Annotated in this window: 23 protein-coding genes; 14 read left to right on the top strand and 9 right to left on the bottom strand. The window is 47.4% G+C overall.

Annotated elements, in window-relative coordinates; genetic code table 11:
- The first annotated feature begins 70 nt into the window (after positions 1-70).
- A complete protein-coding gene (locus tag LRP50_RS05360; protein ID WP_274163453.1) occupies positions 71-961 on the top strand; it encodes a helix-turn-helix transcriptional regulator in 891 nt (296 codons plus the stop codon).
- 130 nt (positions 962-1091) lie between these two features.
- On the opposite strand, the gene crr is transcribed toward LRP50_RS05360, so the two are convergent.
- From crr to LRP50_RS05325, 7 genes are all read right to left on the bottom strand, one after another.
- Positions 1092-1601, bottom strand: a complete 510-nt coding sequence (gene crr / locus LRP50_RS05355; RefSeq protein ID WP_017009306.1) for a PTS glucose transporter subunit IIA — start codon at positions 1599-1601, stop codon at positions 1092-1094.
- 42 nt (positions 1602-1643) lie between these two features.
- A complete protein-coding gene (ptsI, locus tag LRP50_RS05350) occupies positions 1644-3371 on the bottom strand; it encodes a phosphoenolpyruvate-protein phosphotransferase PtsI (protein WP_274163452.1) in 1728 nt (575 codons plus the stop codon).
- Between the two features lie 55 nt (positions 3372-3426).
- Positions 3427-3684: an HPr family phosphocarrier protein gene (locus tag LRP50_RS05345; protein WP_274163451.1), complete on the bottom strand. Its 258-nt coding sequence runs from the start codon at positions 3682-3684 to the stop codon at positions 3427-3429.
- A gap of 317 nt (positions 3685-4001) precedes the next feature.
- On the bottom strand, positions 4002-4970 hold the full coding sequence (gene cysK / locus LRP50_RS05340) for a cysteine synthase A (RefSeq protein WP_274163450.1): 969 nt from the start codon (positions 4968-4970) through the stop codon (positions 4002-4004).
- 213 nt (positions 4971-5183) lie between these two features.
- A complete protein-coding gene (locus LRP50_RS05335) occupies positions 5184-6209 on the bottom strand; it encodes a phage integrase (RefSeq protein WP_274163449.1) in 1026 nt (341 codons plus the stop codon).
- Positions 6209-6643, bottom strand: a complete 435-nt coding sequence (locus LRP50_RS05330; RefSeq protein ID WP_274163448.1) for a hypothetical protein — start codon at positions 6641-6643, stop codon at positions 6209-6211. The genes LRP50_RS05335 and LRP50_RS05330 overlap by 1 nt, the downstream gene beginning before the upstream one ends.
- A gap of 4 nt (positions 6644-6647) precedes the next feature.
- Positions 6648-7250, bottom strand: a complete 603-nt coding sequence (locus tag LRP50_RS05325) for a phage repressor protein CI (RefSeq protein ID WP_274163447.1) — start codon at positions 7248-7250, stop codon at positions 6648-6650.
- A 215-nt stretch (positions 7251-7465) separates the two neighbouring features.
- Here LRP50_RS05325 and LRP50_RS05320 point away from each other — a divergent pair, with 215 nt between their 5' ends.
- The 12 genes from LRP50_RS05320 to LRP50_RS05265 all read left to right on the top strand — a co-directional run bounded on the left by LRP50_RS05320 (position 7466) and on the right by LRP50_RS05265 (position 14883).
- Positions 7466-7687 (top strand): hypothetical protein, encoded by a 222-nt coding sequence (locus LRP50_RS05320; RefSeq protein ID WP_274163446.1) that lies wholly within the window; start codon positions 7466-7468, stop codon positions 7685-7687.
- A gap of 113 nt (positions 7688-7800) precedes the next feature.
- The gene (locus LRP50_RS05315) at positions 7801-8340 is read left to right on the top strand and encodes a phage regulatory CII family protein (RefSeq protein WP_274163445.1); all 540 of its coding nucleotides are present in this window, start codon (positions 7801-7803) and stop codon (positions 8338-8340) included.
- Between the two features lie 10 nt (positions 8341-8350).
- A complete protein-coding gene (locus tag LRP50_RS05310) occupies positions 8351-8791 on the top strand; it encodes a hypothetical protein (protein ID WP_274163444.1) in 441 nt (146 codons plus the stop codon).
- 62 nt (positions 8792-8853) lie between these two features.
- Positions 8854-9132, top strand: coding sequence for a hypothetical protein (locus LRP50_RS05305; RefSeq protein WP_274163443.1), 279 nt, complete (start codon positions 8854-8856; stop codon positions 9130-9132).
- Positions 9129-9695 carry a class I SAM-dependent methyltransferase gene (locus LRP50_RS05300; protein WP_274163442.1) on the top strand — a complete coding sequence of 189 codons (567 nt, stop codon included), beginning with the start codon at positions 9129-9131 and terminating at the stop codon, positions 9693-9695. The genes LRP50_RS05305 and LRP50_RS05300 overlap by 4 nt, the downstream gene beginning before the upstream one ends.
- A complete protein-coding gene (locus LRP50_RS05295) occupies positions 9692-12262 on the top strand; it encodes a replication endonuclease (protein WP_274163441.1) in 2571 nt (856 codons plus the stop codon). Before LRP50_RS05300 ends, LRP50_RS05295 begins: the two co-directional genes overlap by 4 nt.
- A 17-nt stretch (positions 12263-12279) precedes the next feature.
- Complete coding sequence (locus tag LRP50_RS05290) at positions 12280-12813, top strand: TRM11 family methyltransferase (protein ID WP_274163440.1); 534 nt, start codon at positions 12280-12282, stop codon at positions 12811-12813.
- Positions 12810-13265: a tetratricopeptide repeat protein gene (locus LRP50_RS05285; protein ID WP_274163439.1), complete on the top strand. Its 456-nt coding sequence runs from the start codon at positions 12810-12812 to the stop codon at positions 13263-13265. Before LRP50_RS05290 ends, LRP50_RS05285 begins: the two co-directional genes overlap by 4 nt.
- Before the next feature lie 11 nt (positions 13266-13276).
- Positions 13277-13429, top strand: coding sequence for a hypothetical protein (locus tag LRP50_RS05280; protein ID WP_274163438.1), 153 nt, complete (start codon positions 13277-13279; stop codon positions 13427-13429).
- A gap of 13 nt (positions 13430-13442) precedes the next feature.
- Positions 13443-13604 (top strand): hypothetical protein, encoded by a 162-nt coding sequence (locus tag LRP50_RS05275; protein ID WP_274163437.1) that lies wholly within the window; start codon positions 13443-13445, stop codon positions 13602-13604.
- A gap of 37 nt (positions 13605-13641) precedes the next feature.
- Entirely contained in the window at positions 13642-13866 is a 225-nt protein-coding gene (locus LRP50_RS05270; protein ID WP_274163436.1) for a hypothetical protein, read from the top strand.
- Between the two features lie 270 nt (positions 13867-14136).
- Positions 14137-14883: a Rha family transcriptional regulator gene (locus LRP50_RS05265; RefSeq protein ID WP_274163435.1), complete on the top strand. Its 747-nt coding sequence runs from the start codon at positions 14137-14139 to the stop codon at positions 14881-14883.
- Between the two features lie 3 nt (positions 14884-14886).
- Here LRP50_RS05265 and LRP50_RS05260 read toward each other — a convergent pair whose 3' ends face one another.
- Positions 14887-15228 carry a helix-turn-helix domain-containing protein gene (locus LRP50_RS05260; protein WP_274163434.1) on the bottom strand — a complete coding sequence of 114 codons (342 nt, stop codon included), beginning with the start codon at positions 15226-15228 and terminating at the stop codon, positions 14887-14889.
- A 231-nt stretch (positions 15229-15459) separates the two neighbouring features.
- On the opposite strand from LRP50_RS05260, the gene LRP50_RS05255 reads away from it, so the two are divergent.
- On the top strand, positions 15460-15627 hold the full coding sequence (locus tag LRP50_RS05255) for a hypothetical protein (protein WP_274163433.1): 168 nt from the start codon (positions 15460-15462) through the stop codon (positions 15625-15627).
- Here LRP50_RS05255 and LRP50_RS25725 read toward each other — a convergent pair.
- Positions 15578-16018, bottom strand: coding sequence for an ogr/Delta-like zinc finger family protein (locus LRP50_RS25725; RefSeq protein ID WP_420791190.1), 441 nt, complete (start codon positions 16016-16018; stop codon positions 15578-15580). The two genes, LRP50_RS05255 and LRP50_RS25725, sit on opposite strands and share 50 nt — an antisense overlap.
- Positions 16019-16038: the final 20 nt, after the last annotated feature.

The raw sequence follows: 16038 nt of genomic DNA, 5'->3' as shown, positions 1-16038 counted from the left end.
TTTTTCACCGTATTCAGGATGTTTTCTATTCTGGTGAATGAATTTTCACATCTAATAGTGAGAGTGCCCCATGCTTAACACGACTACCCAGATCGATACATTTTCCTATTTGGTGCTTTTTGACATCGCAGGTCGTCTAGATGGAAAGCTAAATACTGAATGTCATCACGCATTGCCATGCAGTGATATGCCGCTGTTGGCCTGGTGTACGCCTAAAGAAAGGGTGGAGATCGTCGTTGAAGGGGCTGTGGACATGATATACAGCCAAGGGAGTGGTGAGCGAGGCTTGATGCGTATGTTGCCCGGCGACGTGCTTCGCGTTGCGGCTCATGGTTGGAATCTACCGTATGCTGATGAGGCCAACACCTTGAGCATCTGCTGCCGTGGCGAAAAGCTCGGGTTGAGTTATAACCATTGGCAAGATGGTCGTTGCATTAGTTTGGCAAAATGGGCTATGCCACTGACATCTCTGAATGCTTTGCTGTTTGGCTTGACGTCTGAAGTGAAGGGATTGGGTGATGTGAAGCTTGATGTGTTGCTACGGGCGATTTCTAGCACGCTAAGCGCCAATGCCTCGGATGTGTCGAAACAAAAGCAGCTCTTCCATCAAATTTTGACTTACATGCGTTGTCATTTTCATGAGTCGATTTGCCGTGAGTCGGTTGCAGAGCACTTTTGCATTTCATCGAGTTACCTTTCTCACCTGTTTCAACAGCATAGCGATATCGGGTTTAACGAGTACATTAACCGAGAGCGTTTTGCCCATGCCCAGCACCTTCTTATTGAAAAAGGATTGCGAGTTAAACAGGTCGCATTAGAAAGTGGGTTTGTGGATGCGGATTACTTTTGCCGCCTGTTTAAAAGACTAGCAGGGATGACTCCAACGCAATATCGTCAGCAGTACATCAGACAACAGCAGAGTTTCTCTCATGCGTTTACGCATGAGCTTTTTAGCGCGTAATTAATGTTTGTGGCGGTAATGCCGAGGTTTGGACGCGTAACGAAAGCGAGCTGAATATGGCTGAGCGGGCATAAAACGACACATACAAAAAAGCGCAGCCGAGGCTGCGCTTTTTGCTACACAGTAAGAATTACTTCTTGATGCGTAGTACTGGTGTTTGACCAACAACAACAGAACCAGAAAGCTTGTTCAGCTCTTTGATTTCGTCCATGTTAGAAATAACAACAGGTGTCAGGGTAGACTTCGCTTTTTCTTCTAGCATAGCTAGATCGAATTCGATGATCGGGTCGCCAACTTTAACAGTTTGACCTTCTTCAGCGATACGCTTGAAGCCTTCACCTTTTAGCTCAACAGTGTCGATGCCGAAGTGAACGAACATTTCGATGCCGTCTTCAGATTCGATTGAGAAAGCGTGGTTAGTTTCGAAAATCTTACCAATGGTACCGTTAACTGGTGCAACCATTTTGTCGCCAGTTGGTTTGATTGCGATACCGTCACCAACTATTTTTTCTGCGAAAACAACATCTGGCACATCTTCGATGTTTACGATTTCACCAGAAAGTGGTGCCATGATTTCAATCACACCTGCATCGCTGCTGTCGTCAGAAACCAGCTTCTTCAGTTTGTCAAACAGACCCATAGTGTTTGCTCCTAAGCGTTATCAATACTTTGCTGCCGTATTCTAGCAGACAGTTTTCTCGGCAATGAATTTTTCTACGTGTGCAGTGATTTCATCTGCGGTAGGCATTGCCAATGCTTCTTCTGCCATCGCTTTAACATCAGCAAAGTTAGCATTACGGATAATTTTCTTGATGCGTGGGATTGAGATGCCGCTCATGCTGAACTCATCTAGACCCATACCCATTAGCAACAGTGTCGCGCGCTCATCACCTGCAAGTTCGCCACACATGCCAGTCCACTTGCCTTCTTTGTGAGAAGCGTCAATGACTTGCTTGATAACGGTCAATACAGCTGGAGACAATGGATTGTATAGGTGCGAGATCATCTCGTTACCACGGTCAACCGCAAGAGTATACTGGGTTAAGTCGTTTGTACCAATGCTAAAGAATGCAACTTCTTTTGCTAGGTGGTGAGCAATCGCTGCAGCTGCTGGCGTTTCAACCATTACACCGATTTCGATGTTCTCGTCAAAAGCATGGCCTTCAGCACGAAGCTCAACTTTGTATTCTTCAATTGCTTTCTTCAGCTCACGGATTTCTTCTACAGAGATGATCATTGGGAACATCACGCGTAGTTTGCCGTGTGCAGATGCACGTAGGATTGCACGAAGCTGGTCGCGAAGAATTTCACGGCGGTCCAAGCTGATGCGAATTGCACGCCAGCCTAGGAACGGGTTCATTTCTTTTGGCAAATCCATGTACGGAAGATCTTTGTCACCACCGATATCCATAGTACGGATAATGATTGGGTGACCTTGCATTGCCAAGGCAACGTCTTTATATGCTTTGTACTGCTCTTCTTCAGTAGGCAGTGCATCACGATCCATGAACAGGAATTCGGTGCGGTACAGACCAACACCTTCACCGCCGTTACGGTTGATACCGTCACAGTCTTTCACTGTACCGATATTGCCGCAAACTTCGACTTGGTGACCATCAAGAGTGATTGCTGGCAAATCTTTCAGTTTTGCTAGCTCTTCTTTCTCTGCGATGAATTCGTCGCGGATCGCTTTGAATTTGCTTAGCTCTTCGTTACTTGGGTTGATAACAATCTTGTTGTTGATTGCATCAAGCACCAGCATGTCGCCGTTGTTCACACGTTTGGTGATATCGTTAGTACCAACGATTGCAGGCAATTCTAGTGAACGTGCCATGATAGAGGTGTGTGAAGTACGACCGCCGATATCTGTAATGAAGCCTAGAACATAATCGAGGTTGATTTGCGCAGTTTCAGAAGGAGTCAGGTCATTAGCAACCAAGATAACTTCTTCGTTGATAGCGCTCAAAGACACGATACTGATACCCAATGCGTTTTTAATAAAACGAGAGCCAATATCACGTACATCTGTTGCGCGCTCTTTTAGGTATTCGTCATCCAAAGACTCAAGCGTTACCGCTTGTTCTTCAATCACGCTATAGATTGCGTATTCAACAGAAGCGTTGTTGTCTTTGATGAAAGCTATGATTTCTTCTTCTAGCTCTTCATCTTCAAGCAGCATGATGTGACCTTCAAAGATTGCTTCTTTCTCTTCACCGAAAGTCGCAAGAGCTTTTTCTTTAATCACTTCAAGTTGCTGTTTAGATAGTTCGCGCGCTTCGTAAAGGCGCTTGATTTGCGCGTCTAGCTGGTCAGCTGGAAGCGGGTTTTTGTTGATGACGATGTCATCTTCTTGAAGTAGCAGCGCTTTGCCAAAAGCAATACCAGGAGATGCCAGGATACCTGAAATCATAGCCTTACCTTACATTTGATCAATTGAAATACTAATGGAAAGAAAAAGAGCCGGATTATTCCAGCTCGTCCATTAGCTTAACTAGGTGATCAACGGCTTCTTGAGCTTGTGCACCTTCAGCTTTGATAGTAACCACAGTACCTTTAGTTAGACCTAGAGTTTGCAGTTTGAAAAGGCTAGTCGCGCTAGCTTCTTTGCCACCAGATTCAACAGTGATTTTTGCTTCAAAGCTTTTTGCTTCTTTAACAAACTGAGCAGCAGGACGAGTGTGCAGACCGTTTTCAGCAGTGATTTCTACTTGCTTTTGATACATGTTTTACCCCGGTACATTATTTATTTAGGTTTATGTATTAAATCTGTGGATAGCTTAAACCGTATAGCAAGTTTTGGCTATCAATGGACGTTAAACTAACCAAGATTTACATGCCCTAGCTTAATCCAAGTCAATTTTTTGTGACATTTTTCCGCAAATCGATACCTGACTCACTATCGAGTCGAGGATTAAATTCGAGCTGGAAAATAAAAGGCGGGGAATTTTTACTAGAGCGGGCTGTAAAAATCAAATAAAAAAGCCCTGTTAGGGCTTTTTTGTTATCGACAGTACGATTGTGTTTGAAGCAAGAGTACTGATTATTGTTGGTTTTCTAGCTCTGTAAAGATGCCAGCAAACAATGCAGTACTTAGGTAACGCTCACCAGAGCTTGGTAGTATTGTTACGATGTTTTTGTCTGCAAACTCAGGCAATTCGGCAATTTTATTGGCAGCAACAACGGCTGCACCTGAAGAAATTCCTGCCAGAATACCTTCTTCTTCCATCAGACGACGTGCCATAGTGATCGCTTCGTCAGACGTCACCAATACTGTCTTGTCAATCAAAGACAAATCAAGGTTGCCAGGTACAAAGCCTGCGCCAATGCCTTGAATTTTGTGAGGGGCTGGTTGTACATCATCACCGTTAACCGTTTGAGTGATAACTGGAGACTCAGCGGGTTCTACAGCAACGGTTGTGATTGCTTTGCCTTTGGTGTTTTTAATGAAACGGCTAACACCTGTTAGCGTACCACCCGTGCCAACACCCGCGACGAATACATCGATTTCGCCTTCTGTGTCTTCCCAAATCTCAGGACCTGTAGTCTTTTCGTGGATCTCTGGGTTTGCAGGGTTGTCAAACTGTTGTAGCAACAAGTATTTTGCTGGGTCAGTAGCAACAATTTCTTCCGCTTTTGCAATCGCGCCTTTCATGCCTTTAGCGGCTTCGGTTAGCACAAGGTTTGCGCCTAGCGCTTTAAGCAACTTACGACGCTCAAGGCTCATAGATTCAGGCATAGTCAGCGTGAGTTTGTAACCACGAGCTGCTGCAACATATGCCAATGCGATACCCGTGTTACCACTGGTTGGCTCTACGAGCTCAATACCTGGCTTCAGTGTACCTTTTTTCTCGGCATCCCAAATCATGTTTGCACCGATACGGCATTTGACGCTGAAGCTAGGATTACGTGCTTCAATTTTAACCAACACTTTTCCGTTAGATACGCGATTTAGGCGTACAAGAGGAGTGTTGCCAATGGTGGTTGTATTGTCTTCGTAAATTTTACCCATCTTCTTCGTTCCTTCGGTTTGTAAGGGAGTACGATTAAGAGAATAACTTTCTTTCTGAAATTGCAAAGGAATCGTTAGTTATATCTTATTGTCAAAACCGCTTCGTAACTTACTGAAAAGCCCGTGGTTGCTGGGGTTGCTATCCGGTTTGGTGCGCTTTGATACGATATAAAACAGAGAGTGCCGCCACTTTGCCGCCATTTTTTGCCGCCACTAAAGGCGGTTAGAAATGGGGTTTTTCGTGATGGCATCTTCAAGGTGATCAGGGGCGAAGTGGGCGTATCGCATGGTGTGTTTAATGTCAGTGTGGCCCAGTATTCGTTGCAGAACCACAATGTTGCCGCCATTCATCATAAAGTGAGATGCAAAAGTGTGACGAAACACGTGTGTGGCTTGGCCTTCGGGCAAGTCTGGGATGATGGAATCAATCATTCGCCACATCGTGTTGTAACAGTTCTTGAATAGTCGCCCCGAAGTGGGCTGATAAATCGCATTGTATAGCGCGGGGCTGATCGGAACTGTTCGGTTTTTCTTGCCCTTTGTTTTACTGAACGTGATTTTGTATTTACTCAACTGTGATCCCCTAAGCTGTTCAGCTTCGGCGAATCGAGCGCCAGTTGATAAGCACACCAAAATGATGTGATAAACCGATTCATTGCGAAGTGCCTTGGCTGCTGTCAAAACATCATCAATCTGAGGCTCAGATAAAAACGCCATTTCCGTTTCATGCTGTCGGAACGGGCGAACGTTGTTTAACGGGTTCGCCGCTTTCCATTCGCCCATGCGAATCAATTCCTCAATCATCGCATTCAGCACAGACTGATCATGATTCACCGTCGATGTTTTCACCGCCGCAAACTTACCCTTCGCATTCATGATAAGACCCGCGATGCGCTGTTCACGAAACGTGGACCACATTTTTACACTGAAGTGAGTTGCAAGCGGATTGCCCAGCGAGTTCGCAATAAACGAAAGACGGTTGTAAGTGTATTTTCCTTGCGCCAATGAAAAGCCGTGGGCGCGATGCCAGATTTCCACCATATCCAATAGGCGGCGATTATCCGACTTTTCACCCAGCCACGGCTTATCGTCGATAGCGTTCATTGCATAACGCTCGAATTGTGCCGCTTCGGCTTTCGTCACAAACCGTTTGCGAATGCGTTTACCATCGCGGCCGGATGGGTAGCACTCGCAAAGCCAAGGTTTCTTGCTGCCGTCTTTCAGATTGCGGATAGACATTAGAAAGCTTTTGCCTGTTCAGGACATTCTTGGGCAAACCTAGTGCCAGCTTGCTTGGCCTCGCTCCAATTAAAAGAAATGTCATCTTTAAATTTGTCGCCATGACGCAGAGCAGCTTGAATCCCTTGCGCCATCATGGGAATGCGCCCAAGAAAGTTGGCGTTCACATCCGTGAAAACAGGTGTGTGCAAACCAGTTTTAGGGTATGGGTCACTAGAAAATAATTGATTTAGTCGATTAATTTCTGGGTTCAAGTGTTTGGTGCGCCATTGTGCGACGTCTTGATAACTAGAATTGGACGAATACATAGACGCCGCTTTCATTAATAAGGGCGCGGCCTCCTTCATTACGTTTGCTGCGGCATCGCAATCACTTAATTGCTGGGCATGTGTGTTGAAAGATAGAAAAAGGGCGACAAATGAAAGTCTAAACACTTGGCTACCCCTTCACCCAACTCATTGCAACGCGGCCAATCACTTTCAGTTCGCTGGCATCAATCACCACTGGCGCACCTTCGAAATGAATAGAAACTTTGCCGCCTGGTAAACGTTGAAGGCGGTTAATGCTGTGTGAGCCATCAATATCAATCACGTAATTGCCGGAAGAAGGATCGGTTTCATTAGTGTCGACCAAATGGCTGCCATCATCGGTAAAGAACACAACACAGTTTTCACGCGATAAACCATCTGGTAAGAAAGCTTTGTCTAAAGTGACTGGCGGCAAATCCTCAGCTTTCCCTGCTGTGATTTTCTTTGCAGGCAAAATTTCGGATAAAGAGTTTTCAGAACCGTGTGAATAGGGTTCGCCTTTTCCTAATGCGAGATATTCAAGATTCACACCTTTAGCGATACAGGTTCTTATTACCAACTCGTACGGCGTTAAATCGCGTTGCTTCCAAGTGCCAATCGTAGGTGCGGGAACGCCTGTCCAATCTGCTAATTGCTGATCCTTACCAACGTTATAGATTTCCTTGAGTCTATCGACCAAATCTTTTCCGCCGAGGTACTCATAAGGTGGAATCTTCGCTTCTAACCGACTCATACATAACCTCTCAATTCTATTGAGTAACAAAACGTGATTTACGCACCATTCCTTTCAAATGAATGTCGCATTTCAATTCTTTTTAATGTTTAAGCTTGCATTCAATTCAATTGACGATCTAAAATCATCGCAAATGAATAGCCCGCGTCGATATGAGACGCCAGCGAACGATACAAAACGAAATCAAGCCTAAAACAACCCAAAAGGATACCACCATGCTTTCTTTTTCAGTAGCGATACCTGCGCCATACATGACTTGTGAAGAATATGCACGCTTTACAGGCATGACTTACCGCACCGTCAAAGACTGGGCAGCGCAAGGCAAAATCATCACCGCCCCAAAAGTAAACAAGGGCGACACCCCAATGGTTAACGTGATCGCCATGATGGAAAAGGCGAGCCGCGAAACAAACCAACTTCTAGGCAATGCCTCATGAGTTCGGTTAAGAACTCAAAAGCATCCCCGCAGTTCGAAAAGTTACCGTTTTGGTATCACTGTTTCGCAATTGCGGTAATTTTGTTGCCATTTGCACTCAATTGAGTATTGACGATGACTCAAATAAATCAAATGTCCGGTTCACGTGAGAACGAACAAAACGCATACAACGCAGCGTGTGTTGCGTTCTCCAAGCTGCGTTTAACCAGTGGGTTAGAACGTGAAATGGGTTTATGTGACGGCACATTGCGCAACCGCCTGAACCCAAACAACCTAAACGCAAACCTGACTGTTAAACAGTTAATCGAAATCACAAACCGCTCAGGCCGCACGGAACTTGTTGATGGTGTTTTGCAGAGCGTCAACATGGTGGGCGCACCACTGAATGGCAGCGACACAGAAGCAACGCTGGCGATTCATGCACTAAAAGCCAGCCAGTATTCTGGCGAACTGGCGCAAATCGCTCTGCAAAATGCCAACGCACAACGCCTACCGCGTACCGAGCGTGACCGCATCCGCGAAATTGCCAGCGCAGGCATTCGCAACTTCGTTTCAGTGATCAACACCATCGAATACAAAACCGCAGGGATTCAGCCTCTTCTCGCTATGGGCGCAGATGTCGTCACAGGCTTACCCCTTCCCGGCATCGCATAAGGAACCCATGATGAATAACGCACTCATAAACGCCCGCGCACAGTTGAAAGCCAATGAAAGCGCCAACGACAACACCGCCGCGCCAGCACTTCGCCCTGTTCCCAATCTGCCGCGCAGTGTCGCAGAGCATCACGCGAACTTAGATGCGCGAGCATCAACACCTGCACCCCGCGCCGATGAAGCCATAGAGCAAGCAAAAGCGATGTTCACCGTTGGACACATGGCCTCAGAATTTCGCATGGCCTACAACTCACTAACGCTAGAACAACGCGCATTAATTCTGGTTGCCGCGCAGTTAGACCCATCCGCGTGCATTTCAAACTTTCAAGACTTCGACGCACTTTCACGCACCGCCATTTGTGATGGCTTGAAGCTAATAGGCGCACTCAATCAACGCTTCACCCGCGCGGTTGGCAGCTTGAACAACCTACAACCGAACCAACTCCACTAATAACAAGCAGTAAGTTTGCCCCTCTTGAGGGGCTTTTTTCGTCAGTGAAAAAGGTGAACACCATGGAAAACCAGAACGGGAAAGACCTGAAAAGCGCCATCGACGGTTTGATTTGGCTTAGTGCGGAAAGCGTGGGCGAGCGTTACCACGTTGATGTTTCGGTATGGGCAAGCCGCAAAGAAATGCAGGTAGAGATTATTGATTTAAGCATCGGCGCAGACGCCATTTATTTGGATTCCACACACGGCATTCCCTTCACCGTTGAAAGCATCAACGCGATGGAAGACCGAGTGATCGAGAAGTTAGCGGAATTGAACGAAAAGCAGGAGCAAGCAGCATGAGCAGCACCAACGGCAACACCATCCCGCGTGAACTTTACCCAACGCCGTCTGAATGCGTTGAAGCGCTATTGGCACAACTTCAACTGCGTGAAGGTGATCGCTTTCTTGAGCCTTGCTTTGGTACGGGCGCCATCTTCAACCGCGTGAACCTGCCAGAAGGCCAAAAGTCATTCGCTGAAATTGAACAGGGTATCGACTACCTGACCACGCCATTCGGCCAACAAGATGTGATCATCACCAACCCGCCGTTTTCACTGACGGAAGAATTCATTCGTAAAAGCCTGAGTGAATTAGCCCCAGACGGCACCATGGCATATTTGCAGCGCGTGAACTTCTTGGGTTCAACCAAGCGTGTGCCGTTCTGGGCAGAAGTGGGCTTTCCTGAGAAAACACCAATCATCGTTCCACGCCCGCGCTTTGTTGGCGGCGGTTCAGATTCGTGTGAATACGCTTGGTTCATTTGGGATAAGGGTAACCGCTTCTCAAATATTCCCGTTGGCACTAGCCACATCATTTCCTACACAAAGAAAACCGCACACCTTTTTGCGAAGGTTGCAGCTTGAGCCGTTTCCCTACCCAAGTCGCGCAAGAAGGCACAGCCGCTGCCCTTGTAGCCAAAGAGGCTGCAAGGGCGTGGGCTGCTGGCGAATTGCAGCCGCGTAAAGTTGATGGCCTATTCGTGCCGCAAGCGCCAGAGCTTCGCGAACCGGAAGGCATGAGCATCATCGAGCGCAAGCTGTGGGAAGTGAACCCAGCTGATCACGAATGGCGCAAACAGTTCTTTGCAGACCTGCCTGATTATCTGGTTCGCTACTTCGCCAATCGCTACATTGCCGTTTTCAATAAAAAGGGCTTAAAAGCCGCAAACGAATTCCTCGTCAAACGAATGGGTGGTGAACTACAGCGCCGCATTCATTTGGTGATGAACCGCTACAGAAAATTGCCGACCGTCACCCGAGTGACAAAACTTGCAGGCGAATACGCCGACAACCTCAAAGAAGCCGACCGCGCCAAAGCGGAAGGCAAAGTGTTTATTGGCCCGCATCAAGAACGCCTGCCGTTGGATTTAGACGCCATCAAACCGCGCCCGAAAAAAGAAAAGCTACTGGCAGAACTTGAGCGCGACGAACTCAAAGAAATGGCGTTTCAACTGGCAAACGTCACAAAAGAAAAAATGCTCGTATTGGTTGATTCACTGCCAAGCGGAACACCTTACGCAGAAGTCACAGAAACCGTTTATCAATCACTCGCACAGTTCGTTTGTGAGCAAGGCATCTTGCCGCCGCTCAACAAAAAGCGCCCAACGATTGAAGACTACGAATGCGCCATTCTAAAAATCACCGCTGAAACGTGGTGGGTGAACCGATTAAAGAAAGTTCGCAACGTGATGCGTGAACACCTTGCCATTGCTATGGGACAAGTGAGTAAGAACGCCAGCGCCTATTGCTCATGGGATTGCCAGAACGAATACAAAGCCCAGCAAGAACGCAACTGGGACGCGATCAACAACATGGAACTTTTCGACGCAGAAAACGAAGAAGTCGTTCCAATGAAAGATATGGTCCTAAAGTCAGTGGCTAACCCAGCCATTCGACGCATGGAACTCATGGTTCGCACGCGTGGCTGTGAAGACATTGCCACACACCTTGGTTTAACTGGCCTGTTCCTTACCCTGACCACGCCAAGCAAATATCACAACACCTACAAAAAAGGCGGCTTCATTCCGCATTGGAGTGGCGCAAGCCCACGTGACGCGCAGCAATACCTGAATAAAACATGGGCGAAAATTCGCGCCCAGCTTCAACGCATGGAAATCCGTTGGTTTGGTGTTCGTGTTGCAGAGCCGCACCACGACGGCACACCACACTGGCACCTGTTGTTGTGGGTGAAGCCAGAACACGCCGCAGAAGTGCGCGATATGTTCATCACCAAAGCCATTGAAGCCGACAAGCAAGAGCTACTGCCAAAGCGCAAATTTGTGGGCCCGTTAGATTACCGCCCACGTTGCGACGTGAAAGAAATCAACCCAGAGCTAGGCACAGCAACGGGCTACATCGCCAAATACATATCCAAGAACATCGACGGTTACGCGATGGACGGCGAGAAGGACGACGAAACAGGCAAAGACGTGAAAGACACAGCCAAAGCCGTGTGTGCTTGGAAATCACGTTGGAACATTCGCCAGTTTCAATTCTTCGGTGGTGCGCCTGTTACCACCTACCGTGAATTGCGCCGCTACGCCAACGCCAACAAAGCCGAGTTTGGCAACTACTTGGCACAGCAAGAACGCAGCGACCTGATCCGCTTATTAGATGAAAGCTACCCTGATGATTTTATCGGCCCGCGCCTGAACGCCAAAAGCCTAGAAACCAAAACCCTGTTTACCCGCCTTTTGGACACCTATGTGCCAAAAGCTGAAAGCGCCAGCGTGACAGACACCCTCAAGGCTGCCGATTCGGGCAGTTGGGAAGGTTACGTCATGGGGCAGGGTGGCCCATTCGTGGCGCGTGATGAGTTGCAAATCCGCAATGATTACGAAGTCACCCCAATGGGTTCTATCTACGGTGAAGCCGTCTCAAAGATTATTGGCTTTGTGGCCGAAGGCCATGCCGTTAAAACTCGCACCAAAGTATGGGAAATCCGCAAAAAGTCAGACGCAACAGCGGAGGCTCTTGCTCTTTCTGGCGACAGCGTCGCCTCTCGGAGTTCTGTCAATAACTGTACGCACCCCGTCTGCGTCGATATCAATAAGCAATTTGCTCACTTATCAGGCGAAGGCTGGGAAATTGGCGCGGATGCGCTCAGAGCCATGACAAATGGCGATGGAATGAGCCTTTCTGGCTCAAGTATTGCCATAGGAGAAGGGCGAAGTATTCGCATTCGCCACATATTCGAGAAAGGTTTAGACGATTTCGGCAACGAAGTGATCACCGAAAGGCCACCGCAACTGGTCGAAGTGGAAACCCCGCGCCCACAAACAGGCGCGATGCAATTCAAAGGCACACTTTCTGAACTGGTTGCGCGTGTGACCAACCCGCAACCGGAACAAAAACCAACTGAAAACAGTCAGCCAGAGTTATCACGCATCCCGCCAACTTACTGGGACGATAACGAGTGGCCGCTAATTTAATGGGAAAGGAGAAAACCATGAAAAATAAAGCCAACACTCTTGTTTTAGATGCTTGTTGTGGTTCAAAGATGCTTTGGTTTGATGATGAGAATCCAATCACTCTGTTTAGCGATATTCGAAATATTGAAACAGAGCTTTGCGACGGTCGACCGTTTATTGTTAAGCCGGATGAAATCAACGATTTCCGCAATCTTTCGTTCGATGATGAATCTTTCAAAGTGGTGGTGTTTGATCCCCCACACCTGAAGCGAGTTGGTGATAAAGCTTGGATGGCTATTAAGTACGGCAAGCTAACTAAAGAATGGAAACAAGACCTTTCAGATGGTTTTTCTGAATGCTTCAGAGTGCTAGAAAATAACGGCGTGTTGGTGTTCAAGTGGAATGAAGTTCAAATCAAAACCAATGAAATTTTAAAGTGTGCAGGATACAAACCGATGTTTGGCCACATCAGTGGAAAACGAGCAGATACACACTGGGTGCTCTTTATGAAGAACGAATCGATGAAAAAAGTTCTATTGGCCACCGAAGAAAAAGAAGGGAAAGCAGCATGAACAAAATCACCGTACTCATGGCCGTTGAGCTCGACAACACTGGCGATTGGCTTGGCCTTGCAGATTACAAAGCCGACCTTGGCGAGAACGCCACGGATTTGGATGTGTTCAACCGCATGGCAGAAGACGAAAACGGCAGCGCATTGAATGCGTTGGTCAACCTGACCGACACCAACACACCAAGCCGTTTTGTGTCTGTGCTAGAACAAAACGGCGCGATGGATGAAGCCAAAGACCAACTGCGTCAAATTATCAACCGCAAGCCAGTTACCCCAATGAGCCCACTGGCGCGTCGTGCCGAACAAACCGCCCAAGACGCAGAAGACCTCGCCATGCGCATTCGCCACCGTGAAGCCGTGACCATTGATATGGCAAAGCCAACCCAATGCCAACACGGTGTGATCTTGCATGGCAACTGTCGCCACTGCGAAAACAACCCAGAGTTTTCATAGGAGCAAACAGCATGAATAACAAGAAAATCAAAAAGGTAATTGAAGCGGCTTATGGCGATGGCCGCACGTTCTATAAGTTGCGCGATTCATGGAGTCGATACACCCTGCGGAAATTTGGCAGCCCTTGCCGTTGTGGCACCGTGACTTTATACAAGCAAGCGTAGGAGCAATAAGCACATGACAACCCAAAAGCTAACCAAAGCAGAAAAGAACCGTCTTGCAGTCATGGAATTAGAATTGGTGGAGATGGACGAAAACGGAAATATAGTGTCGGTAATTCCACTAAGTGAGTTCACTTTTAAAAGTATGCAAACTTATAAAAATCAGAAGGTAAAGTGATAGCATGATGGCAATTTCATATAAGGAGATTGCCACCATGACAGAATGTTTGCGCTGCCCTCAATGCGATGAAGTCAGCGAGGTACTAAACGAAATGGAAAACCCTGAAAAGGGGATAACCGTCTTCACGTCACACTGTGATTACTGCGATAAGCCGCTGTATCACATAGAAGGTGAAAACGGTAAAACACTACAGCTAAAAGGGGCGCTGAAAGCGCAACCTACTGAATACGATGAAAGTGATTGGCTTTCTTTAGATTGACAACGCGCCTAGTTCGGGCTTACGCTTAAACGGTTGCAGCAAAATCTGCAGCCGGGATTCGAACCCCGAACTATTCAAGGCGCGTTGTCGCCAGCCTCTTTGCTGGTTTTTTTACGCGTGAATCTTGCACACCTGAATTATGGTGGGCTGGATGAGGCAGCTTAGGCTGGCCGTTTCCTTGGATAGCGGTAGTTCGAACCTTGTTCAGTTCACCACCCAGTGCTTCGAACCTCTGTGTGGTGATTAACTTAATTATCCAAGGAGGTCACCATGACCACATTAAACCTCATTCCTTCAAACGCGATTATCTGCAGTAACGGCCAACCAAAAACCGATTCACTCAAAGTGGCGGCAGCGTTCGGCAAGCTGCACAAAGACGTTTTGCGAAAAATTGATAACCTCGAATGTTCTGCAGAATTTGCGTCAGCGCATTTTTACGCCCACGAAGAATTCGTGCAGGCGGGCGCCGTAAAACGTAAATCAAAAGTCTACGAAATGACCAAAGACGGCTTCATGTTTCTGGTCATGGGTTTCACGGGCAAACCTGCAGCACAAATCAAAGAAGCCTTCATCACCAAGTTCAACGAACTGGCAAACCAAGTGGCCGGCTCTGTCATCACTCGCCAATTGCCAGGACTTAGCCACCGCGTGAAAATCACAGATCTGATTTATGAACTTGCCGAACTGCGCGGATGCAGCGCCAACGATGTGCGCATTCATTACCGTGAAGTGTTCAACAACCCCGTTTGGCCGAAAGGCGACGAATTCGCCACTGCCCTTGGTCGCGCAAAACTCAAAACCGACATTCAAGACCTGCGCACCACCCAAAGCCCAAGCATGAAGCAATTGCAAGATGTGGCCGCGCAACAGGGTTACAAAGTGGTTAGCGCGTCAGAGCTTGAACTCATGCGCCAGTTACTAGAAGAAAACATGAAGAAAGTGGAAAGCATGGAACGGGAACTGGTGAACATGGCCCGAACAAACACCCGCATCATGCAGGCAGGGTTGCTGGCCTAAATCCTATTTGCCGTTGGCTTCCTGAACAATGGCGATAACTAAATCCAAAATAGGGCGGCGGAAACGTTCGGGTAATTTTGAAATCGCCGCCCGCACATCGTCAGTTAATACTCTGCGAAACTTCAATTCACCGATAGACGTATCAAGCCCAGACACGCCATAAAGCTGCATAACTGCGCGTATTTGGTCTAACCGTGGGTTTCCGTCGCCTTGTTCCCACCGCTGAAGTGTTCTCACGCTCAACCCATCTATTTGTTCTGCAACTTGTTGCTGTGACAGTCCTTTTTCCATTCGAACCGCGCCAAGCCAAATCAATAATGGATCTTTTTTTCTGATTTTGCCCATAAAACTAAACACCTACTGCCTGTAAAGTGTGTAAAAAAGGCTTTATCCGCCAAAGGTGGCGGGTTAGCGCCATAAACAGACATTAGTCTAAAAAAAGTAGAATTGTGAAAGGTATGCTGTGCGGCGAAAAAACAAGAAACGGGATACTGAACCATTTCTGGTTCGTTAGTCTCGACATTAAAATAATCGTCAATATACTGTGTGAATATACAGTGGCTAGGAATAAAGATAATGCAAGAAACGCAAAGAAAGGCCATCGAATGGCTAGAACGCCGCGCAGCCGAAAACACCGCGCATCCAGAAGAAAACGCGGTGTTGCCGTACCTAATTGAGTTAGTAGAAAAAGACGCTAAAACAGCGCAAGCTGCTGATGAAGTGAACGGCGTACAGACGGCGTAACAGATTGAATAATTGCCATGGTGAGGGCTTCGGTTGTCAGTGCTGAAGGGCTTAACGTGTGAGAGTGGGCGCGGAACATCACGAACCGATGCCCGCATTCACACTGGCAATACAAATCAGACACGTTAGAGGAAAGGCGGTTGGTTTTTTGAATCACCGCCTTTTTTCCGCATCCACAAAATATGCGCGTGCCTTGCACATAGGCACCTAAAGACAAACCAGCGGGAAAGCTGGCCGAGGTATTCAAAGAATGTTTAAACCCGAGTGTGGAGATAAAAGAGTGTCCACACTCGGGTTTTTTGCATGAGCAGTATAAATCTGCTGTTGTGGGGTTTGTCCGTTCGCTGCGGCTAACCACAGCTTGTGCACCGCATTGGCAATCAACACGCATTCCCAACCTTCCCTAACTAA

It is taken from the genome of Enterovibrio gelatinilyticus (assembly GCF_028683095.1).
Lineage (GTDB): Bacteria > Pseudomonadota > Gammaproteobacteria > Enterobacterales > Vibrionaceae > Enterovibrio > Enterovibrio gelatinilyticus.
The sequence above is the reverse complement of the archived record's forward strand: the minus strand, read 5'-3'. Positions and strand labels throughout refer to the sequence as shown.